Genomic DNA, 16,934 nt, shown 5'->3' with positions numbered 1-16,934 from the left:
GCGTGGTGGGTCACGGCATCCAGCCGGCGATGCAGAACGTCTACGAGGGCATCGAGGAGACCCTGAGACACGAACTGGCCCGCGTCACGCTCGCGGACGTACTCCGGGACGTACTCGCGACACCCCGCTAGCCTCTCCGTTGCGCCCTGACATCACCAAGATCCCCATCTGAGCCCGGGTCGGGCCGGGGGCTGGGGCCACCCGCACCCCACCAGTTACAGCAACCCGCGCAACCGTTCGGCCAAAAGGTCCCAGCGCCACTTCTCCTCGACCCATTCGCGGCCCCGCTCGCCCATCCTCCGGCGCAGCTCCGGGTCCTGGAGGAGGGTCACGATGCGGTCCGCGGCCTCCGTTTCCGAGCCGCCGCGGACGACCCAGCCCGTCTCGCCGTCGAGCACCGCGTCCGGCGCCCCGCCGGAATCACCGGAGACGACCGGGAGGCCGGTCGCGGAGGCCTCCAGGTAGACGATCCCGAGGCCCTCCACGTCGAGCCCGCCCCGCCGCGTACGGCACGGCATCGCGAACACGTCCCCCGCCCCGTAGTGCGCGGGCAGCTCCTCCCACGGCACGGATCCCGTGAAGCGCACGGAGTCCGCGACCCCGGTCTCCCGCGCGAGGCGCCGCAGGTCCTTCTCGTACGGCCCGCCGCCCACGATGAGCAGCACCGCGTCCGGCACGGCCGCGAGGATCTTCGGCATGGCGAGGATCAAGGTGTCCTGGCCCTTGCGGGGGACGAGGCGGGAGACGCAGACGACGACCGGGCGGTCCGTCAGGCCGAGCCGCGCCCGCACCACATCGCCACCCGAACCCGGGTGGAACGTCTTCTCGTCGACCCCCGGCGGGAGTTGCTCCATCCGCGAGGCCGCCCCCGGCGTCAGCGCCGCCGCGATCCGCGAGCGCGTGTACTCGCCGAGGTACGTGATCGTGTCCGTGCCCTCGCCGATCCGCCGCAACAGCTGCCGGGACGCGGGGAGTTGGGCCCACCCCGCCTCGTGCCCGTGCGTCGTCGCGACGATCCGCTCCGCACCGGCCCTGCGCAGCGCGGGCGCCATCAGGCCGAGCGGCGCCGCCGCCCCGAACCACACCGACGTACAGCCGTGCGCCCGAAGGAGACCCGCCGCGCGCCGCGTCACGCGCGGGGTCGGCAGCAGCATCGTCGTGTTGTCGCGCACCACGGTGAACGGCTGCTCCGCGTCGAAGGCCGCCGTGGCCTCGACGCCCTCCCGGCCGCGCTTCCACGTCGAGGCGTAGACGACGAGCCGCTCCGGGTCCAGGCGCAGCGCCATGTTGTGCAGGAACGCCTGGATCCCGCCGGGGCGCGGCGGGAAGTCGTTGGTCACGAGCAGGGTCTTCGGTGTCTGGCGCATCACCGCCGACAGTACCGAACGCTTCCGGCGGGCACCGCCGCGCCGCGGGGGTCCATGGCCAGGCCACAGGGCTTCCCGGCATCATGTCTCGAATGAAGTCGCGAACGCCCGCCGGGCTCCTGGTCACCTGGGTACTGACCCGGGCGCTGCTCCTGCTGTGCGTCTTCAAGGTGATCGTGGTCCCGGGCCCCGATGTCACCAGCGACGTCCACGTGATCTACCAGGGCTGGTTCGACGTGCTGCGCAGCGGAACGTTCCCTCTGGACGACGTGACGTGGCAGTACCCGCCGGCCGCCGCGATGGCGATCCTCTCCCCCGCCCTGCTGCCCTTCCTGGAGTACGCCGCCGCGTTCTTCCTGCTCGCGTTCCTGGCGGACGCCGTCGTCCTGCTGACGCTCCTCTACGCCTCCGAACGGCGGGGCGCCTCGCGGCGCGGTACCTGGGTGTGGGTCGTCGGTCTGCCGCTGCTCGGCCATACCGTCTACGCGCGCTACGACGTGATGGTGACGGCCGTCGCGATCGCGGCGCTGCTCGCGGCGGCCCGGCACCCGAGGGCCGCGGGCGTCTTCGCGGCGATCGGCGCGATGATCAAGGTGTGGCCCGCGCTGCTGCTGCTCGGCACGCGGCGCGGCCGGGCCACCCGGCAGACGTGGGGCACGGCGGTCCTGACGGCCGCGGGGCTGCTCGTCGCCTTCACGGTCGCGATGCCGGGCGCGCTCGGCTTCCTCGCCTTCCAGAAGGACCGGGGCACGGAGGTGGAGTCCCTCGGCGCCCTCGTCTTCCACGTGGCGCGCCAGTTCGGCTGGAACGGCACGGTGCAGCTGAACTACGGCTCGATGGAGTTCCTCGGCCCGCACGTGGACGTGGTGAGCACGCTGGCGCAGGTGCTCACGGCGCTCGCGTTCGGCTGGCTGGTGCTGTGGCGCTTCAAGGCGCGCGCCTGGCAGTCCGCGACGCTCGCCGACGCGGGCCTGACGGCGGTGCTGCTGTTCACGACGACGAGCCGGGTGATCAGCCCGCAGTACATGGTGTGGCTGGTGGGTGTGGCCGCCGTCTGCCTGCTGTTCCGCGACAGCCGGATGACGCTGCCGGTGTGGCTCGTGCTCGCGGCGACCTTCGTGACGTTCCTGGAGTTCCCGCTGTACTTCGGGAACGTGGTGTCCAGCGACCCGCTCGGCGTCACCCTCCTCTTCGTACGCAACGGCCTGCTGGTCGTGGCTTCCCTCAGCGCCTGCCGCCGCCTGTGGCGCGCCACGGTGACCGAGCCCCGCCGCGCCGCCCCCGGCCCGGCCCCCGCCCAGGCCGCGCACGACGACACGCTCACCGCCCGATAGGAGCCCGCTAGGAGCCCAGCTCCGAGCGCACGTAGTCCCGCCACTGCGCGACGAACTCCTGCTCGTCGATGCCGAGGGCCTGCCGCAGCGCGCCGTCGACGGCCCCGGCGCGCTGTTTGTGGCCGCCGACCGCCGTGTAGAAGGCGTTGAGCTTCGCCTCGCCCCAGCGGTCCTCGATCATCCGGCAGGCCAGCCAGCCGCTCTCGTACGCGCGGGCGAGCCTGGCGGAGTCGCCGGAGAAGCCGAAGTCCTTGTCGTCGGGGAGCCGGGCGGGCGCCGCGCTCTGCTGGACCGCGCGGCGCAGCTCGGGAGCCGCCTGGTCCGGTGTGCGGTCGCTCTCGCGGTAGCCGGCCCAGTCCGCGTACCCCTCGGATAGCCACAGCGGGGTCGCGGCGGACGTCGCGCGGCGGGTGGCGACGTGGGCGGTCTCGTGGGTGAGGACGACCTGCTTGCCGACTTCACCGAGCACGCCGTACGCCTCGGGGTTGAGGATCACCCGGTCCGCGGGCGCCGTCCGGGGACTTCCCACCTCGCCCGTCGTGACGGCCGCGATCCCCTGGTAGCCGGCGGCGGGCGCGCCCAGCAACTCGCCCATCTCGTCGAGGGATTCGGGCACCAGGACGACGACCCGGCGCGCCCAGTCGTCGCCCCACGCCCGCCGCACCGAGGGCACGGCCTCGTCGGCGAGCTTCGCGTACGAGCGCAGTTCGGAGCGTGGTTTGCCGACCCCGAGCACCAGGCTGTGCGCGCCCTTCACCGCGGTCACGGGCCCCTGCTCCCACAGCTGCTCGCCGGCCTTCTTCCCGGGCCGGTCCCCGGTGACGTACCAGCCGTCGTCGCCGTGGCCCAGCGTCAGCCTGCGCTCGGCGACCACGGGCGCCTTGTCGTAGCCGTCGACCCGGTAGCGCAGTTCGGCGGTGGCGGTGGCGCGCGATCCGGCGCGCTCCAGGTGGGTGAGCTTGTACTGCCAGGAGTCGAGCGGGACCTCGGAGAGGTCGTCGAGCAGGCCCGGCTCCGCGCTGCCCGTCGACCGGTACGCGGGCCCGTCCCGGGTGACGACGGCGTGCGCCCGCTGGTCGAGGACCCGCTGCACGGCGGACGCGTCCGCGCCCTTCGGCCCCTCGTCCCCACCGCACCCGGAGAGTGCGGAAAGCCCGACGAGCAGGGCGCCCAGTGCCGCCGCACTCCCCGCCCTGCCCATCGCACGCCGTCGACCAGCCATCTTGTCGATCGTACGGCGAAGTCCCCGGGGAGGCGTCAGACGCGGGTCACGGACGAGACGGGCATCATGCCGACCGGGTCGTAGCGCACCGGGGCGCCCGGGTGCGGCGCGTGGATCACCTGGCCGTTGCCGGCGTAGATGCCGATGTGGTGGGCGTCGGAGCCGTACGCCACGAGGTCGCCGGGCTGCGCCTGGTCCACCGGGACCTGGCGGCCCGCGTACCGCTGCGCCTGCGAGGTGCGCGGCAGGCCGACGCCCGCCTGCCCGTACGACCACTGCATCAGGCCCGAGCAGTCGAAGCCGGAGGGGCCCGTCGCGCCCCAGATGTACGGCTTGCCGAGCGCCGACTTGGCGGCGGCGAGCGCGGCGGCCGCGCGTGCGGAGGAGGCGGCGCCCGCACCGGCCAGGTCGGGGCGGAGCTCGCCGCGCACGGCCCGGTCGTACGCGGCCCGCTCCCCGCCCGGCATCGCGTTGAGCAGCTGCCGCGCCTTGGCCAGCTTCTTCTCCACGGTCCGCTTGTGCTGCCGGACGGCCTTGCGGCTGGCCTCCAGTTCGGCGAGCTCGGTCCGCGCCTCGGCCCTGCGCTGGTCCAGATCGCGCTGGGCGCCCCGCAGTTCGACGAGCTCGCCCGCGTTCCGCGCGCCGATCCGGTCGAGCGTGCCCGCCTTGTCGAGGTAGCCGTCCGGGTCGGAGGAGAGCATCAGGGCGAGCGCGGGGTCCATGCCGCCGGAGCGGTACTGGGCGCCGGCCACCACGCCGAGCGCGCGCCGCATCGCGTTGATCCGCTCCTGCCCGCGGGCCACCTGGTCCTGGGTGTCGGCGAGTTCCTTGCGGAGCTTGTCCGCGCGCTCGTCGGCCCGGTTGAACGCCTCGGTGGCCTTCTCGGCCTGCTCGTACAGGCGGTCCACCGCGGCCTTGCCCGCGGGCCTGTCCTGCGGCGCGGCGCCCGCGGGGGCGGCGCCGAGGGCCGCCGCCGCGGAGGCGGCGGCCACGGTCAGAACAGCCGCGCGCGTACTGCGGTCGAGCCCCGAGTGCCGAGCATGCGAGATACGGCGATGAGAACCCACGGGTTGCCGCTCCCCCTTCCGCTGACGGACCCCCGTGATCGGGGGAATGCGCGCCGACAGTAGTCGGGCGATTACCCCCTGACCAAAGACCGTTCAGGGGCCACACAGCGCGGCACCCCGCCTCTGACGCAGGTCATGGGCGGGGCGCGGGGGTCAGCGCGGGTCTCTGGAATTCGCCCGAACGGGCGCGTTTCCAGGGCACGTTGAGAGGGGTCAGATGCGGCGGGCCGTCTGGTAGGGGCCGACCGTGTCCATCGACTCGTAGCGCACGCTGGCACCGGGGTGCGGGGCATGCAGCACCTGGCCGTTGCCCGCGTACAGGCCCACGTGCTCGGTGTTGTTGAAGAAGACCAGGTCGCCGGGCTTGAGCTGGCTCCTGGCCACCTCGCTGCCCTCTCCGATCTGCGTGTACGTGGTCCGGGTTATGGAGACACCGGCCTGGTTGTACGCCCACTGGGTCAGGCCCGAGCAGTCGTAGGAGTTGGGGCCCGAACCGCCGGAGACGTACGGCTTGCCGATCTGGCTGGCGGCCGCGGACAGGGCGGCGGAGGCGCGGCCCGAGGCGGGCAGCGCGTCACCGAGGTCGACGCGGCTGGCGGAGTCGCGGCTTGCGCGCTGCTGCTCGGCGGCCATCTTGGCGCGCTGCTCGGCGGTCAGCGTGTTGAGCAGCTTGCGGGCCTCCGCGAGCTTGTCCTGGACCTGGTCCTTCTTCTTGCCGAGCTCGGTGCGCGTGTCGGCGAGGTCCTTGAGCTTCTGGGAGGCCTCTGCGCGCTCCTGGGCGAGCGTGCGCTGCTTCTCCTGGACCTTCTTGAGCGACTCGAGCTGCTGGGCGCTGAGCGAGTCCAGCGTCGAGGCCTTGTCGAGGTAGCTGTCCGGGTCGGAGGAGAGGAAGAGCTGGACCGAGGGGTCGATGCCGCCGGAGCGGTACTGCTGTCCCGCGAGCGTGCCGAGGCCGGAGCGCAGCTCGTTCAGGTCGTCCTGCCCGCGGGCGACCTTGTCCTGGAGATCACCGATCTCCGACTCGAGCTTCTTCTGCTTCTCCTTGGCCCCGTTGTAGTGGTCGGTCGCCACACCGGCCTCTTCGTAGAGCTTGTCGACCTTGTCCTTGACTTCGCTCCTGCTGGGCTTGGGTGCTGCACTGGCGGCCTGAGAGGCAAGGGCCACGGCAGCGGCTGCGGTCGCGGTGAGCACGGTCACGCGGGTGCGGCTCGGCTGCTTGGGTCGACGGTGGGACGCCACGAAGGCGAGCTCCTTCTTCCTCCAGCCGCCTACCGATGCGCCGGCGGGCGGTGCCCCTCCACCGTCACCCCTTATAGGTGATCACCCGAGCGGAGGTTCGAGCCGACCTTAGTGACCTCTTCGTGATCAGTTCAAATCCCTCAGAGAAAAAACTCAGTCACTCGCTGCATTCTTTGCACTCAACTCACATGCAGTGATGTCCGCTTGACGCTACGTTGCGTGAAGGTTTCGCCAATTCGGGCATTCGACACGGATGTTGCGCGTGTGACTTAAGTAACTCGGAACCTCTTTTGGGGGAACGTCAGTTGTGCGAGAGCCGTTTAAGGAGCACCACGGAGGCGACGGGGCGCGCCCCCGCCTTCGCGATGCCGTCCGCGACCTCCCGGTCGGTCGACACGACGATGACGGGGCGCCCCGACGGTTCGGCGCGCACGAGCTGGCGGATCAGCTCGTCCGCCGTGACCCCCGGCTTGGAGAACAGCACCCGCACCCCGCGCGGTGGCGCGAGCAGTACGGGCGCGGCGAGTTCGGCCCCGTCGAAGACGCACGTCACCTCCGCGCCCGTCTGGGCCGCGAGCTGCGACAGCGAGCCGAGCAGGCGCAGCCGCTGCTTCTCCAGGGGCATCGTCGGATAGCCGGTCTTCGTGACGTTGTACCCGTCGACGACGAGGTGCGCCTGCGGCAGCGCCAGCAACTGGTCGAGGATCGCCGGGTCGTGCTCGTGCAGGGCGCGGGCCGCGATGTCCTTCGGCGTCATCCGGCCCGGCTCCACGGCGTCCACGGAGTCGGCGGGCCGCGCGGACACCGGCGGCAGCGCGAGCTCCCTGCGCAGCCCCTGGGCCGCGTCCAGGACCGTGTCCAGGAGCAGCCGCACCCGCATGTCCTCGACGCTGCGCCCCTCGCGGGCCGCCCGGCGGGAGGACTCGAGGGCCGACTCGGCCTCGCCGAGCCGCGACTTGAGCCGGCGCGTCTCGCTCTCCGCCGCCGATACCTGGGCCTGCCCCTCGGCGCGCACCACGTCGGTCTCGGCCCTCGCCTTGCGCACGGCGGCCTCGCCGCGCTTCACGTCGCTGAGCGCGGCCCGCAGCTTGCGCTCCACGGAGGCGACCTCGCGCTTGGCGGCGTCGGACTCGGCGCGCAGCCGCTCCGTCTCGGTCTTGGTGTGGGCCCGGGCCTCGGCCAGCTCGGCGCGCAGCCGCTCGAGTTCGGCACGGGTCTCGTCGTCGGCCCGCTCGGCGTCGGCCCGCTCGGCGTCCTCGCCCGCGGCGGCGACGAGCTTCACCCAGCCGACGGGCCGCAGCACATACGCGGCCGCCGCCACATCCAGCGGATCGGCCGCGGGTGGCGGGGATCCCGCCTCCAGGGCGGCCGCCAGCTCGGACTGCGCCTCCCGCAGGCGCTCCCCGATGCGCTGCCGGAACAGCGGGTCGCTCTCCAGGGCCGCGGCCATGGCGTTGCCGGCGAACTTCATCCGCCGGGTCGGGGCGAAGCGGGCATACTGCCGCAACTGGGACGGGAGTTCACCCACCGTCAGACCGCCGAAGCCGTCCGACGCGATCTGCACGACCCGTCGTCGTACCCCCTCGGGCAGCGGGCGGTCGAGCACCTCGGCGGCGCCGCCCTCCCCGGCCTCCCCGCCTGTGCTCTCCACCATCCGTCACCCCAATGTCGCTGTGGAGCCGCTCCTCAGGAGTCGGCGCCCGGCCTGTCCACCAGTTCCACCTGATCCACCGCGTTGCACCACCGGCAGCGCACCGACTCGATGGTCTCACTGACCACCTCGCGCTCCTCCACCTTCGGCTCACCGGCCAGGTCCAGGTGGACGTACTCGACGACCTTCGAGGACCGCGTGACGTCGAACCGCGTCAGGTTGCCGCACAGGGTGCAGCGCCAGCGGGTGGTGGCGGTCGGCAGGGGAACCGTCATCGAGTGGTGCCTTCTTCCGGATGCATACGGATTGCGTGGTGCTGCTTTATTGCCCGTAACCCTACGGCCTGCCGTACGCCGCCCGCTCCCCGCCTTGCGTCATGCTCTGTCCATGATCGGCAATGGGCGCTCCGCGATCGACAGGCTGACCGCATTCCTCAGAGGTCACCCGGCTCCGGTCACGTACAGCATCATCGCGGTCTGCTGTGTGGTCTTCGTGCTGTCCCCCGCCTCGGGCCTGAACCCCGGCTACGGCACCGGCGACCAGCTGCTCGCCGCGCAGAGTGCCTACTTCGAGCGCTGGGGCGTGGTCCCCGGCGAGCTGTTCGACGGTTCGGCGCGGGCCCTGCTCACCCCTCTCACGGCCCTGTTCGTGCACGGCAGCTGGCTGCACCTGCTGGGCAACATGCTCTTCCTCTACGTGTTCGGGGCCATGGTCGAGGAACGCATGGGCCGCCTCTCGTACGCCCTGTTCTACGGGGTCAGCGGCTATCTGGCGCTGCTCGGGTACACGGTCGCGCACGCCGATTCCGACCAGAGCCTGGTCGGCGCGTCGGGGGCGATCTCGGCGGTCCTCGGCGCGTTCCTCTACCTGTTCCCCGGGGCCCGCGTGACGAGCCTCTTCCCCTTTCTCCTCTTCCTGCCGCTGCGGTTCCCTGCATGGGTGGTGCTGCCGTTCTGGGTGGCACTGCAGTGGGTGGCAGCGGGGCAGGTCAGCCAGGGGCCGGGAGTGGCGTATCTGGCGCACCTGGTCGGGTTCTCCGTCGGGTTCCTGTGGGCGTGGGTGCGGTATCGGGGGCGGGCTACAGTTGAGCCGACCCATGCCACGGCCACCGAGGGAGACAGCCAGCCGTGATCACCGCGATCGTGCTCATCAAGACCAGCGTGGACCGGATCCCCGAGATCGCCGAGTCGATCGCGGCCCTGGACAGTGTCAGCGAGGTCTTCTCCGTGACCGGCACCTACGACCTGATCGCCATGGTCCGCGTCGCCCGGCACGACGACCTGGCGGATGTCATCCCCGGGAAGATCAGCAAGATCCAGGGCGTCGAGGGCACGGACACGCACGTCGCGTTCCGTACGTACTCGCAGCACGACCTGGAGGCGGCGTTCGCCATCGGCCTGGACTCCTGAGCGCACACAGCACGCACGACGAAGGCCGCCCCGAGGGGCGGCCTTTCTCATGTCGTCAGTGCCGTACGGCGGGTCAGACCGCCGGGACGCAACGCCCGTCCTCAGTGCGGTAGTTCCACTTCGCGCCGTCCCGCACGAGCTCCGTCACGGCGGTCACGAAGCGCTCCACGTGCTCGTCGGGCGTCCCGGCGCCGAAGCTGACGCGGATGGCGTTGAGGGACTTCTCGCCCGGCGCGGCCTCCGGGGCGCCGCACTCGCCCTGCTGCTGCGGGTCGGAGCCGAGCAGCGTGCGCACCAGCGGGTGGGCGCAGAACAGGCCGTCGCGCACACCGATCCCGTACTCGGCGGAGAGCGCGGCGGCGAAGTGCGAGGAGTTCCAGCCGTCCACGACGAACGAGAGGACGCCCACGCGCGGCGCGTCGTCCCCGAACAGGGACAGCACCTTCACCTCGGGCACGGCCGCGAGCCCCTCCTGGACCTTGCGGATCAGGTACTGCTCGCGGGCGACGAGGTTGTCGAACCCGGCCTCGGTCAGCGCCTTGCAGGCGGAGGCGATGGAGTACACGCCGATGACGTTCGGCGAACCGGCCTCGTGACGGGCGGCGGTGGCGTGCCACTCGACGTCCACGCCGCCGTCGGCGCGCCGCGCGACCTTCTTGGACGCGCCACCGCCCGCGAGGTACGGCTCGGCCTCCGTCAGCCAGTCGGAGCGGCCCGCGAGCACGCCCGAACCGAAGGGCGCGTACAGCTTGTGCCCGGAGAAGGCGACCCAGTCGACATCCAACTCCCGTACGGATACGGGGTGGTGGGGCGCGAGCTGCGCGGCGTCGAGCACGATGCGGGCACCGTGCGCGTGAGCCGCCGCCGCGAGCTCGCGCACCGGCCAGAGCTCACCGGTGACGTTCGAGGCACCGGTGACGCAGACGAGCGCCGAACCAATGGGGCCTCCCCTGCTCGAACGAAGTTGAGAGCTTGGGGAAGGATCACGGTCGGCGAGGGCCCGCTCCAGAGTGGCGACGGCCTCGCCGGGCGTACGAGGGGCGTTGAGGTACGTGACCCGCGCGTCGCGCCACGGCAGCAGCGAGGCGTGGTGCTCGGTCTCGAAGACGAACACCTCACAGTCGGCGGGCAGCGCGGCGGCGAGCAGGTTCAGCGAGTCGGTGGTCGAGCGGGTGAAGACGACCTGGTCGTCCTCGCGGCAGCCGAGGAACTCGGCGACGGCGACCCGGGAGTTCTCGAACAGGTCGGTGGACAGCTGCGACAGGTACCCGGCGCCGCGGTGCACGCTCCCGTAGTACGGCGCGTAGGCGGCGACGTCGTCCCACACCCGCTGCAGGGCGGGCGCGCTGGCCGCGTAGTCGAGTGCGGCGTACGTGACTTCGCCACCGGTGACGAGCGGCACGGTGACGTCCCGGCCGAGGACCGCGAGCGGGGCCGCGGTCTCGGCAGGGGTCTCGGTGCAGGCGGCGGCGTCGACGGAAACAGACATGGGTGAACTCCCTGGCGCGATCAGCGAATTGACCATGCGGGAGCGCTGTACGACAGAGCTCGACCGCAGGGAAAGAAGAGTGAAACGGGTGGGCGGAGGCGGGGCCGGAACGCCCTATCGCATTCGCTTGCTCACGAGACTGCTCCCTTGAGGACCAGGACCCCAGGGTTGTTCGCAGGGGTCCGCGCTTGCCATGGACCTTGCTGTCCACGGCCTGGTCTTCACCCGGGGCACCCCGCCACGGACGGAGGGTTGCCGGACAGCGAGCCGGGGCTTAATCGCTGTCACTCATGACCTGCGCAGCATCTTGCCACACGATCCTGCCGGTGCCCACCGCAGTCCGGATGCCGGACCGCGGTGGGCGCCACACTCACCTGTTGCTGGCCGCCACCCACCGCTCCAGGGCGGACTTCGCCGCGCCGGAGTCGATCGATTCGGCGGCCCGGTCCATGCCGGCCCGGATCTGCTCGACGAGCGTGCCCCCGCCGGGCCGCACGGCCACCAGGGCCGCCGCCGCGTTCAGCAGCACCGCGTCGCGCACGGGCCCCCGCTCGCCGTCGAGGAGGCGCCGGGCGACCTCCGCGTTGTACGAGGGGTCGCCGCCGCGCAGCGCCTCGATGGGCACGGTGTCGATGCCGACGTCGCGCGGGTCGAAGGACTCCTCGCGCACGGCGCCGTCCCGGACCATCCACACGCGCGAGGTCCCGGTGGTGGTCAGCTCGTCGAGCCCGTCGTCGCCGCGGAACACCAGGGACGAGTTGCCGCGCTCGGCGAAGACCCCGGCCACGATCGGCGCCATCCGGGCATCGGCGACGCCGACGGCCTGCGCCTTCACCTTGGCCGGGTTGGTCAGCGGGCCCAGCAGGTTGAAGACCGTGCGGATGCCGAGCTGGCCGCGCGCGGCGCCCGCGTAGCGCAGCGCGGGGTGGAACTTTATGGCGAAGCAGAACGTGATGCCGGCTTCCTCCGCGACCTCGGGCACCCGCTTCGGCGCCAGGTCGAGATTGACGCCCAGCTTCTCCAGTACGTCGGAGGAGCCGGAGGCCGAGGAGGCGGCACGGTTGCCGTGCTTGACGACCTTGGCGCCGGCGCCCGCGATGACGATCGCCGCCATGGTGGAGATGTTGACCGTCTTCGCGCCGTCCCCGCCGGTGCCGACGATGTCGACGGTCTCGCCGGGCACGTCGATCACGTTGGCGTGCTCGTACATGCCGCGTACGAGACCGGAGATCTCCTGCACGGTCTCGCCCTTGGCGCGCAGCGCCACCGCGAACCCGGCGATCTGCGCGTCGGTGGCCTCGCCCCGCATGATCCGGTCCATCGCCCAGGCGGTGTCGTCGGCGCTCTGGTCGCGGCCCTCCAGCAGGCCGTTCAGGACGGCGGGCCAGGAACGGTCCGCCGAGGTGTTGCCTCCAGCGGGGTTCAAAGCGCTCATGGCCGCTCCTGTGTGCATCTGTGGGTTGAAAGGTGCTGCGGTCCCACCCTATCCAGGTCCCGGGACCGCGAAGAGCCCCCGTCCAGGCACTGGACGAGGGCTCTCGCGGTGGCTTGCAGCGACGAATCAGAGATCAGTGATGGCCGTGGCCGCTGGTGATCTCCTTGTACTCCTCGGCGGTCGGCTTCGGGATCTGGTTGTTCTCCCCGTAGTAACCGCGCGAGAGCTTGCCGCGCAGCTTCTGCAGCCGCGAGACCTTGCGCTCGACACCGTTCTCGTCGACCGTCGGGCCGATCTCGGCCGGCTGGTACTGCTCGTGCGCCGTGAGCGTGTGCAGCGCCTCCTGGTCGAGCGGCTCGTGCACCTCGACGAACTCACCGTGCGGCAGGCGCTTGATGATGCCGGACTCGCGTCCGTGCAGCACCTTGTCCTTGTCGCGGCGCTGGAGGCCGAGACAGATGCGCTTGGTGATGATGAAGGCGATGACCGGTCCGACGAAGAACGCGATCCGGACGAACCAGGTGATGGCGTTGATCGACAGGTGGAAGTGCGTGGCCCAGAGGTCGTTTCCACCACCGATGAGCAGCACCATGTACCAGGTGATCCACGCGACGCCGAAGGCCGTACGCGTCGGAGCGTTGCGCGGGCGGTCCAGGATGTGGTGCTCGCGCTTGTCGCCGGTGACCCAGGACTCGATGAACGGGTAGACCGCGATCGCGACCAGGACCAGCGGGAAGACGACCACCAGTGGGATGGCCACGCCCAGGACGAGCGTATGACCCCAGAAGTCGATCTCCCAGCCAGGCATCACACGGATCAGGCCCTCGGAGAAGCCCATGTACCAGTCGGGCTGGGCACCGGTGGACACCTGGTCCGGCCGGTACGGACCGATGGCCCAGATCGGGTTGATCGTCGCGATCGCGGCGATCACCGCGATGACGCCGAAGACCAGGAAGAAGAAGCCACCCGCCTTGGCCATGTAGACCGGGAGCAGCGGCATGCCGACGACGTTCTTGTTGGTCTTTCCGGCACCCGCGAACTGCGTGTGCTTGTGGTAGAAGACCAGGATCAGGTGCGCCGCCATCAGGCCGAGCATGATGCCCGGCAACAGCAGGATGTGGATCGAGTAGAACCGTGCGACGAAGTCGCCGCCCGGGAACTCGCCACCGAAGAGGAAGAACGACATGTACGTGCCGACGATCGGCACGGACAGGATCGCGCCCTCCATGAAGCGGACACCGGTGCCGGAGAGCAGGTCGTCCGGGAGCGAGTAACCGGTGAAGCCGGTGAACATGCCCAGGACGAACAGCAGGAAGCCGAACAGCCAGTTGACCTCACGCGGCTTGCGGAACGCACCCGTGAAGAACACGCGCATCATGTGCACGAACATGCCCGCGAGGAAGATCAGCGCGGCCCAGTGGTGGATCTGACGGATCAGCAGGCCACCGCGCACATCGAAGGAGATGTGCATCGTCGAGTTGAAGGCCTCCGACATCAGCTGCCCCTGGAGCGGGACGTAGCTGCCGTCGTAGGTGACCTCGTTCATCGACGGGTGGAAGAACAGCGTCAGATACACACCCGTGAGGATGATGATGATGAAGCTGTACATGCAGATCTCGCCGAGCATGAAGGACCAGTGGTCCGGAAAGATCTTGCGCATGTTGGACTTGGCCAGGGAGTAGATCCCCAGACGTCCGTCGGCCCAGTCGGCTACACGCTCGCCGGCCGGTGCCTTCTCGCGCGCAGGCGCGTCGTTCGTGGTCGTAGTACTCATCCGCGCTCCCAGAAGGCAGGGCCGACGGGCTCAGCGAATTCGCTCTTCGCCTCGAGGTGACCCTCGGCGTTGACGCCGATGCGCAGCTGCGGCAGCGCGTGACCGGCAGGACCGAAGATCACCCGGGCGCCGTCGGAGAGGTCGAAGGTGGACTGGTGGCACGGGCACAGAGCGTGGTGCGTCTGCTGCTCGTACAGCGAGATCGGACAACCCACGTGGGTGCAGATCTTCGAGTAGGCCACGATGCCCTCGTGGGACCACTCGAGTTCCTGCTTGTCCTTGATGTTCTCCGGCTGGATCCGGACGAGCATCAGGGCGTCCTTGGCGATGTTCGTCTGGAAGTCCTCGTCGTGCTCCTCCAGGCCCTCGGGCTTGGCGAAGGTGAGCGAGCCGACCGCGATGTCCGAAGGACGCAGCGGCTCGTTCGTGTTCATGTTGACGAGGGTCAGACCCTTCTTCCACGACGTGGTGCGCAGCTTCTTCTCGGGCAGCGGCCCGAGGTCACGAAGCAGCACCACACCGGAAAGGGGCACCAGTGCCAGCGCGCCGAACAGGGTGTTGCGGATCAGCTTGCGCCGGCCGAACTGCGACTCGCGGGCACCGTCGGCGAAGTCCGACATGACCTGCGCCCGAACCTCGGGCTCGGCCTCGATCGGGTGCCGCTCGGAAGCGACCTCGACGTCGGACATCAGGGTGCGGGCCCAGTGGACCGCGCCCGCGCCGATGCAGAACAGCGCCACACCGAGAGTCGTACCCAGCGCGAAGTTCAGCGCGCTGATGTGACCCAGCGGGAAGATGTAGACGCTCGTATCGACGTCGATGGTGACGTACGAGGCGATGAAGCCGATGGTGGCCAGCATCGACACCGTGAACAGGAAGGCAACGACGCGCTCGGACCGCTTGGCGGCCCGCTCGTCGATGTCCTGGACCCGGTGCTCGTGGGGCGGCAGACCCGGGTCGGCGAAGGGCTCGTCCTTCACCGCGACCGAGCCGTGCTCCTCGGCTGCCTGCTCAGTGGGCAGGTTCTCTTCTGGAATGTCTTGGCTACTCATGACTTCTTGGCCTTTGCGGTCCGAGCGGCAACCCAGATGGCGACGGCGATCAGACCGCCAAGCCCGAAGATCCAGGCGAACAGGCCCTCACTGACCGGGCCGAGCCCGCCCAGCTTGAGTCCGCCGGGGCTTTCGGAGTTGTCACCGTTGACCGCGTCGAGGTACGCGATGATGTCCTGCTTGTTCTGCTTGGTCATCGTCGTGTCCGGGAACGACGGCATGTTCTGCGGGCCCGTCTGCATGGCCTCGAAGATGTGCTTCGGGGCGACACCCTCAAGGCTCGGTGCGAACTTGCCGTGTGTCAGTGCGCCACCCTCACCGGTGAAGTTGTGGCACTGGGCGCAGTTGGTGCGGAACAGCTCGCCACCCTTGGCGATGTCCGCTCCGTTGGCGCTGTAGTCCTTGTCGGTCGGCGTGACCGGACCGGCACCCAGCGACGCGACGTACGCCGCGAGCTGGTCGATCTCGGCCTGCGAGTAGATGACCTTCTTCTTCGGGACCTGCGCGCCAGGCTGCTGGGCCGGCATCCGGCCGGTACCGACCTGGAAGTCGACGGCGGCGGAGCCGACGCCCACGAGGCTCGGCCCGTCGGACGTGCCCTGACCGCCGGTTCCGTGGCAGCTGGCGCAGCCTACGGAGAAGAGCTTCTTGCCCTCGTCGATGGCGAGGGACTGGGAGGTTTCATCGGCCTGCGCCTTGTCCGCCGGCGCGAACGCGGCGTACAGCCCCCCGGTGGCCGCCAGCGCGAGGAGTAGGACGACGACCGCCGCCAGCGGATGGCGTCGTCGTGCGGAGAGCTTTTTCACGGATTACCCCGGTGTCAGGATCTTCTGCGTCGGTGCTGCGGAAATGTGTCGGGTACTTCGCCCGATGCTGTGATCGTCGAGCTACTTGATCAGGTAGATCGTGGCAAAGAGGCCGATCCAGACGACGTCCACGAAGTGCCAGTAATACGACACGACGATGGCGGCCGTCGCCTGATGGTGGGTGAACCTCCGGGCCGCGTACGTCCTGCCGAGGACGAACAGGAAGGCGATGAGGCCACCTGTCACGTGCATGCCGTGGAAGCCGGTGGTCAGGTAGAACACCGAGCCGTACGGGTCGGAGGAGAGCGAGAGCCCATCCTTCTTGACCAGCTCGGTGTACTCGTAGACCTGACCGCCGATGAAGATCGCACCCATGATGAAGGTGACGATGAACCACGACCGGAGCTTCTTCACGTCGCCGCGCTCAGCGGCGAACACGCCCATCTGGCACGTGAGGGAGGAGAGCACCAGGATCGTGGTGTTCGTCGCGGAGAACGGAAGATTCAGCGCATGCGCCATTTCCTTCCAGTGATCCGGTCCGGTCACCGATCGCAGGGTGAAGTACATCGCGAAGAGGGCCGCGAAGAACATCAGCTCGGAACTCAGCCAGATGATGGTTCCGACGCTGGTGAGGTTCGGTCGATTGACCGACGGGTGCGCGTGCCCGGTTTCTACTGTCGTTGCTGTCGCCACGACCGACATTATGTCGGTCGCTTATCTCGCCCTCACTCCGGGGGGTGCCGTTCGGAGTGTCTGGGTGGTGTGTCCAGCCCATATGGCCCATCGGAGCCGCGTGCGAACCGGTGTTGACGGGGTGTCGGGAGGAGTAGGCTCCGCCGCAGTTACGTTCTTGGGCTCCACCGACCGACAACGCCTCGGAGGAACGATGCAGTCGACCGCGACGGTTCTGGTCTACAGCGACGACGCCAACACGCGCGAGCAGGTGCGCCTCGCGACAGGCCGACGGCCCGCGTCCGACGCCCCCGAGGTCCAGTTCATCGAATGCGCGACACTTCCGGCCGTCCTGAAGGAGCTGGACAGGGGCGGGATCGACGTCTGCGTCCTGGACGGCGAGGCCGCTCCCGCGGG

15 protein-coding genes, 2 pseudogenes and 1 riboswitch are annotated in these 16,934 nt (G+C 70.1%); of the genes and pseudogenes, 5 read left to right on the top strand and 12 right to left on the bottom strand.

Annotated elements, in window-relative coordinates:
* Positions 1-131: pseudogene (locus ACWD2L_RS40365) on the top strand (Rrf2 family transcriptional regulator); the annotation flags it as partial.
* 84 nt (positions 132-215) lie between these two features.
* Here ACWD2L_RS40365 and ACWD2L_RS40360 read toward each other — a convergent pair.
* Positions 216-1,367 (bottom strand): glycosyltransferase family 4 protein, encoded by a 1,152-nt coding sequence (locus ACWD2L_RS40360; protein ID WP_351341870.1) that lies wholly within the window; start codon positions 1,365-1,367, stop codon positions 216-218.
* Positions 1,368-1,459: 92 nt separating this feature from the next.
* Here ACWD2L_RS40360 and ACWD2L_RS40355 point away from each other — a divergent pair, with 92 nt between their 5' ends.
* Positions 1,460-2,701: a glycosyltransferase family 87 protein gene (locus ACWD2L_RS40355; RefSeq protein ID WP_351341872.1), complete on the top strand. Its 1,242-nt coding sequence runs from the start codon at positions 1,460-1,462 to the stop codon at positions 2,699-2,701.
* 7 nt (positions 2,702-2,708) lie between these two features.
* Here the strand turns inward: ACWD2L_RS40355 and ACWD2L_RS40350 are convergent, their stop codons facing one another.
* The 5 genes from ACWD2L_RS40350 to ACWD2L_RS40330 all read right to left on the bottom strand — a co-directional run bounded on the left by ACWD2L_RS40350 (position 2,709) and on the right by ACWD2L_RS40330 (position 8,155).
* Complete coding sequence (locus ACWD2L_RS40350; RefSeq protein WP_351341874.1) at positions 2,709-3,923, bottom strand: hypothetical protein; 1,215 nt, start codon at positions 3,921-3,923, stop codon at positions 2,709-2,711.
* Positions 3,924-3,958: 35 nt separating this feature from the next.
* Positions 3,959-4,990 carry a C40 family peptidase gene (locus ACWD2L_RS40345; RefSeq protein WP_351341876.1) on the bottom strand — a complete coding sequence of 344 codons (1,032 nt, stop codon included), beginning with the start codon at positions 4,988-4,990 and terminating at the stop codon, positions 3,959-3,961.
* A gap of 213 nt (positions 4,991-5,203) precedes the next feature.
* Positions 5,204-6,229 (bottom strand): NlpC/P60 family protein, encoded by a 1,026-nt coding sequence (locus tag ACWD2L_RS40340; RefSeq protein WP_451193715.1) that lies wholly within the window; start codon positions 6,227-6,229, stop codon positions 5,204-5,206.
* A 301-nt stretch (positions 6,230-6,530) separates the two neighbouring features.
* Entirely contained in the window at positions 6,531-7,883 is a 1,353-nt protein-coding gene (locus ACWD2L_RS40335) for an NYN domain-containing protein (protein WP_351341880.1), read from the bottom strand.
* A gap of 32 nt (positions 7,884-7,915) precedes the next feature.
* On the bottom strand, positions 7,916-8,155 hold the full coding sequence (locus tag ACWD2L_RS40330) for a hypothetical protein (protein WP_009309707.1): 240 nt from the start codon (positions 8,153-8,155) through the stop codon (positions 7,916-7,918).
* A gap of 112 nt (positions 8,156-8,267) precedes the next feature.
* Between ACWD2L_RS40330 and ACWD2L_RS40325 the strand changes: the two genes are divergently transcribed.
* Both ACWD2L_RS40325 and ACWD2L_RS40320 read left to right on the top strand, forming a co-directional pair.
* Positions 8,268-9,011, top strand: coding sequence for a rhomboid family intramembrane serine protease (locus ACWD2L_RS40325; protein WP_351341882.1), 744 nt, complete (start codon positions 8,268-8,270; stop codon positions 9,009-9,011).
* A complete protein-coding gene (locus ACWD2L_RS40320; RefSeq protein ID WP_351341884.1) occupies positions 9,008-9,289 on the top strand; it encodes an Lrp/AsnC family transcriptional regulator in 282 nt (93 codons plus the stop codon). Before ACWD2L_RS40325 ends, ACWD2L_RS40320 begins: the two co-directional genes overlap by 4 nt.
* Positions 9,290-9,362: 73 nt before the next feature.
* Here the strand turns inward: ACWD2L_RS40320 and ACWD2L_RS40315 are convergent, their stop codons facing one another.
* The 6 genes from ACWD2L_RS40315 to ctaE form a co-directional block, all read right to left on the bottom strand.
* Complete coding sequence (locus tag ACWD2L_RS40315; protein ID WP_351341886.1) at positions 9,363-10,778, bottom strand: aminotransferase class V-fold PLP-dependent enzyme; 1,416 nt, start codon at positions 10,776-10,778, stop codon at positions 9,363-9,365.
* 179 nt (positions 10,779-10,957) lie between these two features.
* Positions 10,958-11,074, bottom strand: a riboswitch (SAM riboswitch).
* A 74-nt stretch (positions 11,075-11,148) separates the two neighbouring features.
* Complete coding sequence (trpD, locus tag ACWD2L_RS40310; RefSeq protein WP_351341888.1) at positions 11,149-12,213, bottom strand: anthranilate phosphoribosyltransferase; 1,065 nt, start codon at positions 12,211-12,213, stop codon at positions 11,149-11,151.
* Between the two features lie 133 nt (positions 12,214-12,346).
* Complete coding sequence (gene qcrB / locus ACWD2L_RS40305) at positions 12,347-13,987, bottom strand: cytochrome bc1 complex cytochrome b subunit (protein WP_351341890.1); 1,641 nt, start codon at positions 13,985-13,987, stop codon at positions 12,347-12,349.
* Positions 13,984-15,039, bottom strand: coding sequence for a cytochrome bc1 complex Rieske iron-sulfur subunit (gene qcrA / locus ACWD2L_RS40300; RefSeq protein ID WP_351341892.1), 1,056 nt, complete (start codon positions 15,037-15,039; stop codon positions 13,984-13,986). Before qcrA ends, qcrB begins: the two co-directional genes overlap by 4 nt.
* Positions 15,036-15,845, bottom strand: coding sequence for a cytochrome bc1 complex diheme cytochrome c subunit (qcrC, locus tag ACWD2L_RS40295; RefSeq protein ID WP_351341894.1), 810 nt, complete (start codon positions 15,843-15,845; stop codon positions 15,036-15,038). The genes qcrA and qcrC overlap by 4 nt, the downstream gene beginning before the upstream one ends.
* An 81-nt stretch (positions 15,846-15,926) precedes the next feature.
* On the bottom strand, positions 15,927-16,547 hold the full coding sequence (gene ctaE / locus ACWD2L_RS40290) for an aa3-type cytochrome oxidase subunit III (protein WP_326014682.1): 621 nt from the start codon (positions 16,545-16,547) through the stop codon (positions 15,927-15,929).
* A gap of 184 nt (positions 16,548-16,731) precedes the next feature.
* On the opposite strand from ctaE, the pseudogene ACWD2L_RS40285 reads away from it, so the two are divergent.
* A pseudogene (locus tag ACWD2L_RS40285) lies at positions 16,732-16,934 on the top strand (hypothetical protein); the annotation flags it as partial.

This window comes from Streptomyces sp. NPDC002754 (assembly GCF_053592315.1).
Note: the sequence above shows the minus strand (reverse complement) of the source record. Positions and strands in the feature narration are given on the sequence as shown.

What these genes read in the sequence shown, in the direction of transcription:
- ACWD2L_RS40360 (WP_351341870.1), bottom strand. Translation starts at nt 1,367, where the DNA reads ATGCGCCAGACACCGAAGACCCTGCTCGTGACCAACGACTTCCCGCCG.
- ACWD2L_RS40355 (WP_351341872.1), top strand. Translation starts at nt 1,460, where the DNA reads ATGAAGTCGCGAACGCCCGCCGGGCTCCTGGTCACCTGGGTACTGACC.
- ACWD2L_RS40350 (WP_351341874.1), bottom strand. Translation starts at nt 3,923, where the DNA reads ATGGCTGGTCGACGGCGTGCGATGGGCAGGGCGGGGAGTGCGGCGGCA.
- ACWD2L_RS40335 (WP_351341880.1), bottom strand. Translation starts at nt 7,883, where the DNA reads ATGGTGGAGAGCACAGGCGGGGAGGCCGGGGAGGGCGGCGCCGCCGAG.
- ACWD2L_RS40330 (WP_009309707.1), bottom strand. Translation starts at nt 8,155, where the DNA reads ATGACGGTTCCCCTGCCGACCGCCACCACCCGCTGGCGCTGCACCCTG.
- ACWD2L_RS40325 (WP_351341882.1), top strand. Translation starts at nt 8,268, where the DNA reads ATGATCGGCAATGGGCGCTCCGCGATCGACAGGCTGACCGCATTCCTC.
- ACWD2L_RS40315 (WP_351341886.1), bottom strand. Translation starts at nt 10,778, where the DNA reads ATGTCTGTTTCCGTCGACGCCGCCGCCTGCACCGAGACCCCTGCCGAG.
- trpD (WP_351341888.1), bottom strand. Translation starts at nt 12,213, where the DNA reads ATGAGCGCTTTGAACCCCGCTGGAGGCAACACCTCGGCGGACCGTTCC.
- qcrB (WP_351341890.1), bottom strand. Translation starts at nt 13,987, where the DNA reads ATGAGTACTACGACCACGAACGACGCGCCTGCGCGCGAGAAGGCACCG.
- qcrA (WP_351341892.1), bottom strand. Translation starts at nt 15,039, where the DNA reads ATGAGTAGCCAAGACATTCCAGAAGAGAACCTGCCCACTGAGCAGGCA.
- ctaE (WP_326014682.1), bottom strand. Translation starts at nt 16,547, where the DNA reads ATGTCGGTCGTGGCGACAGCAACGACAGTAGAAACCGGGCACGCGCAC.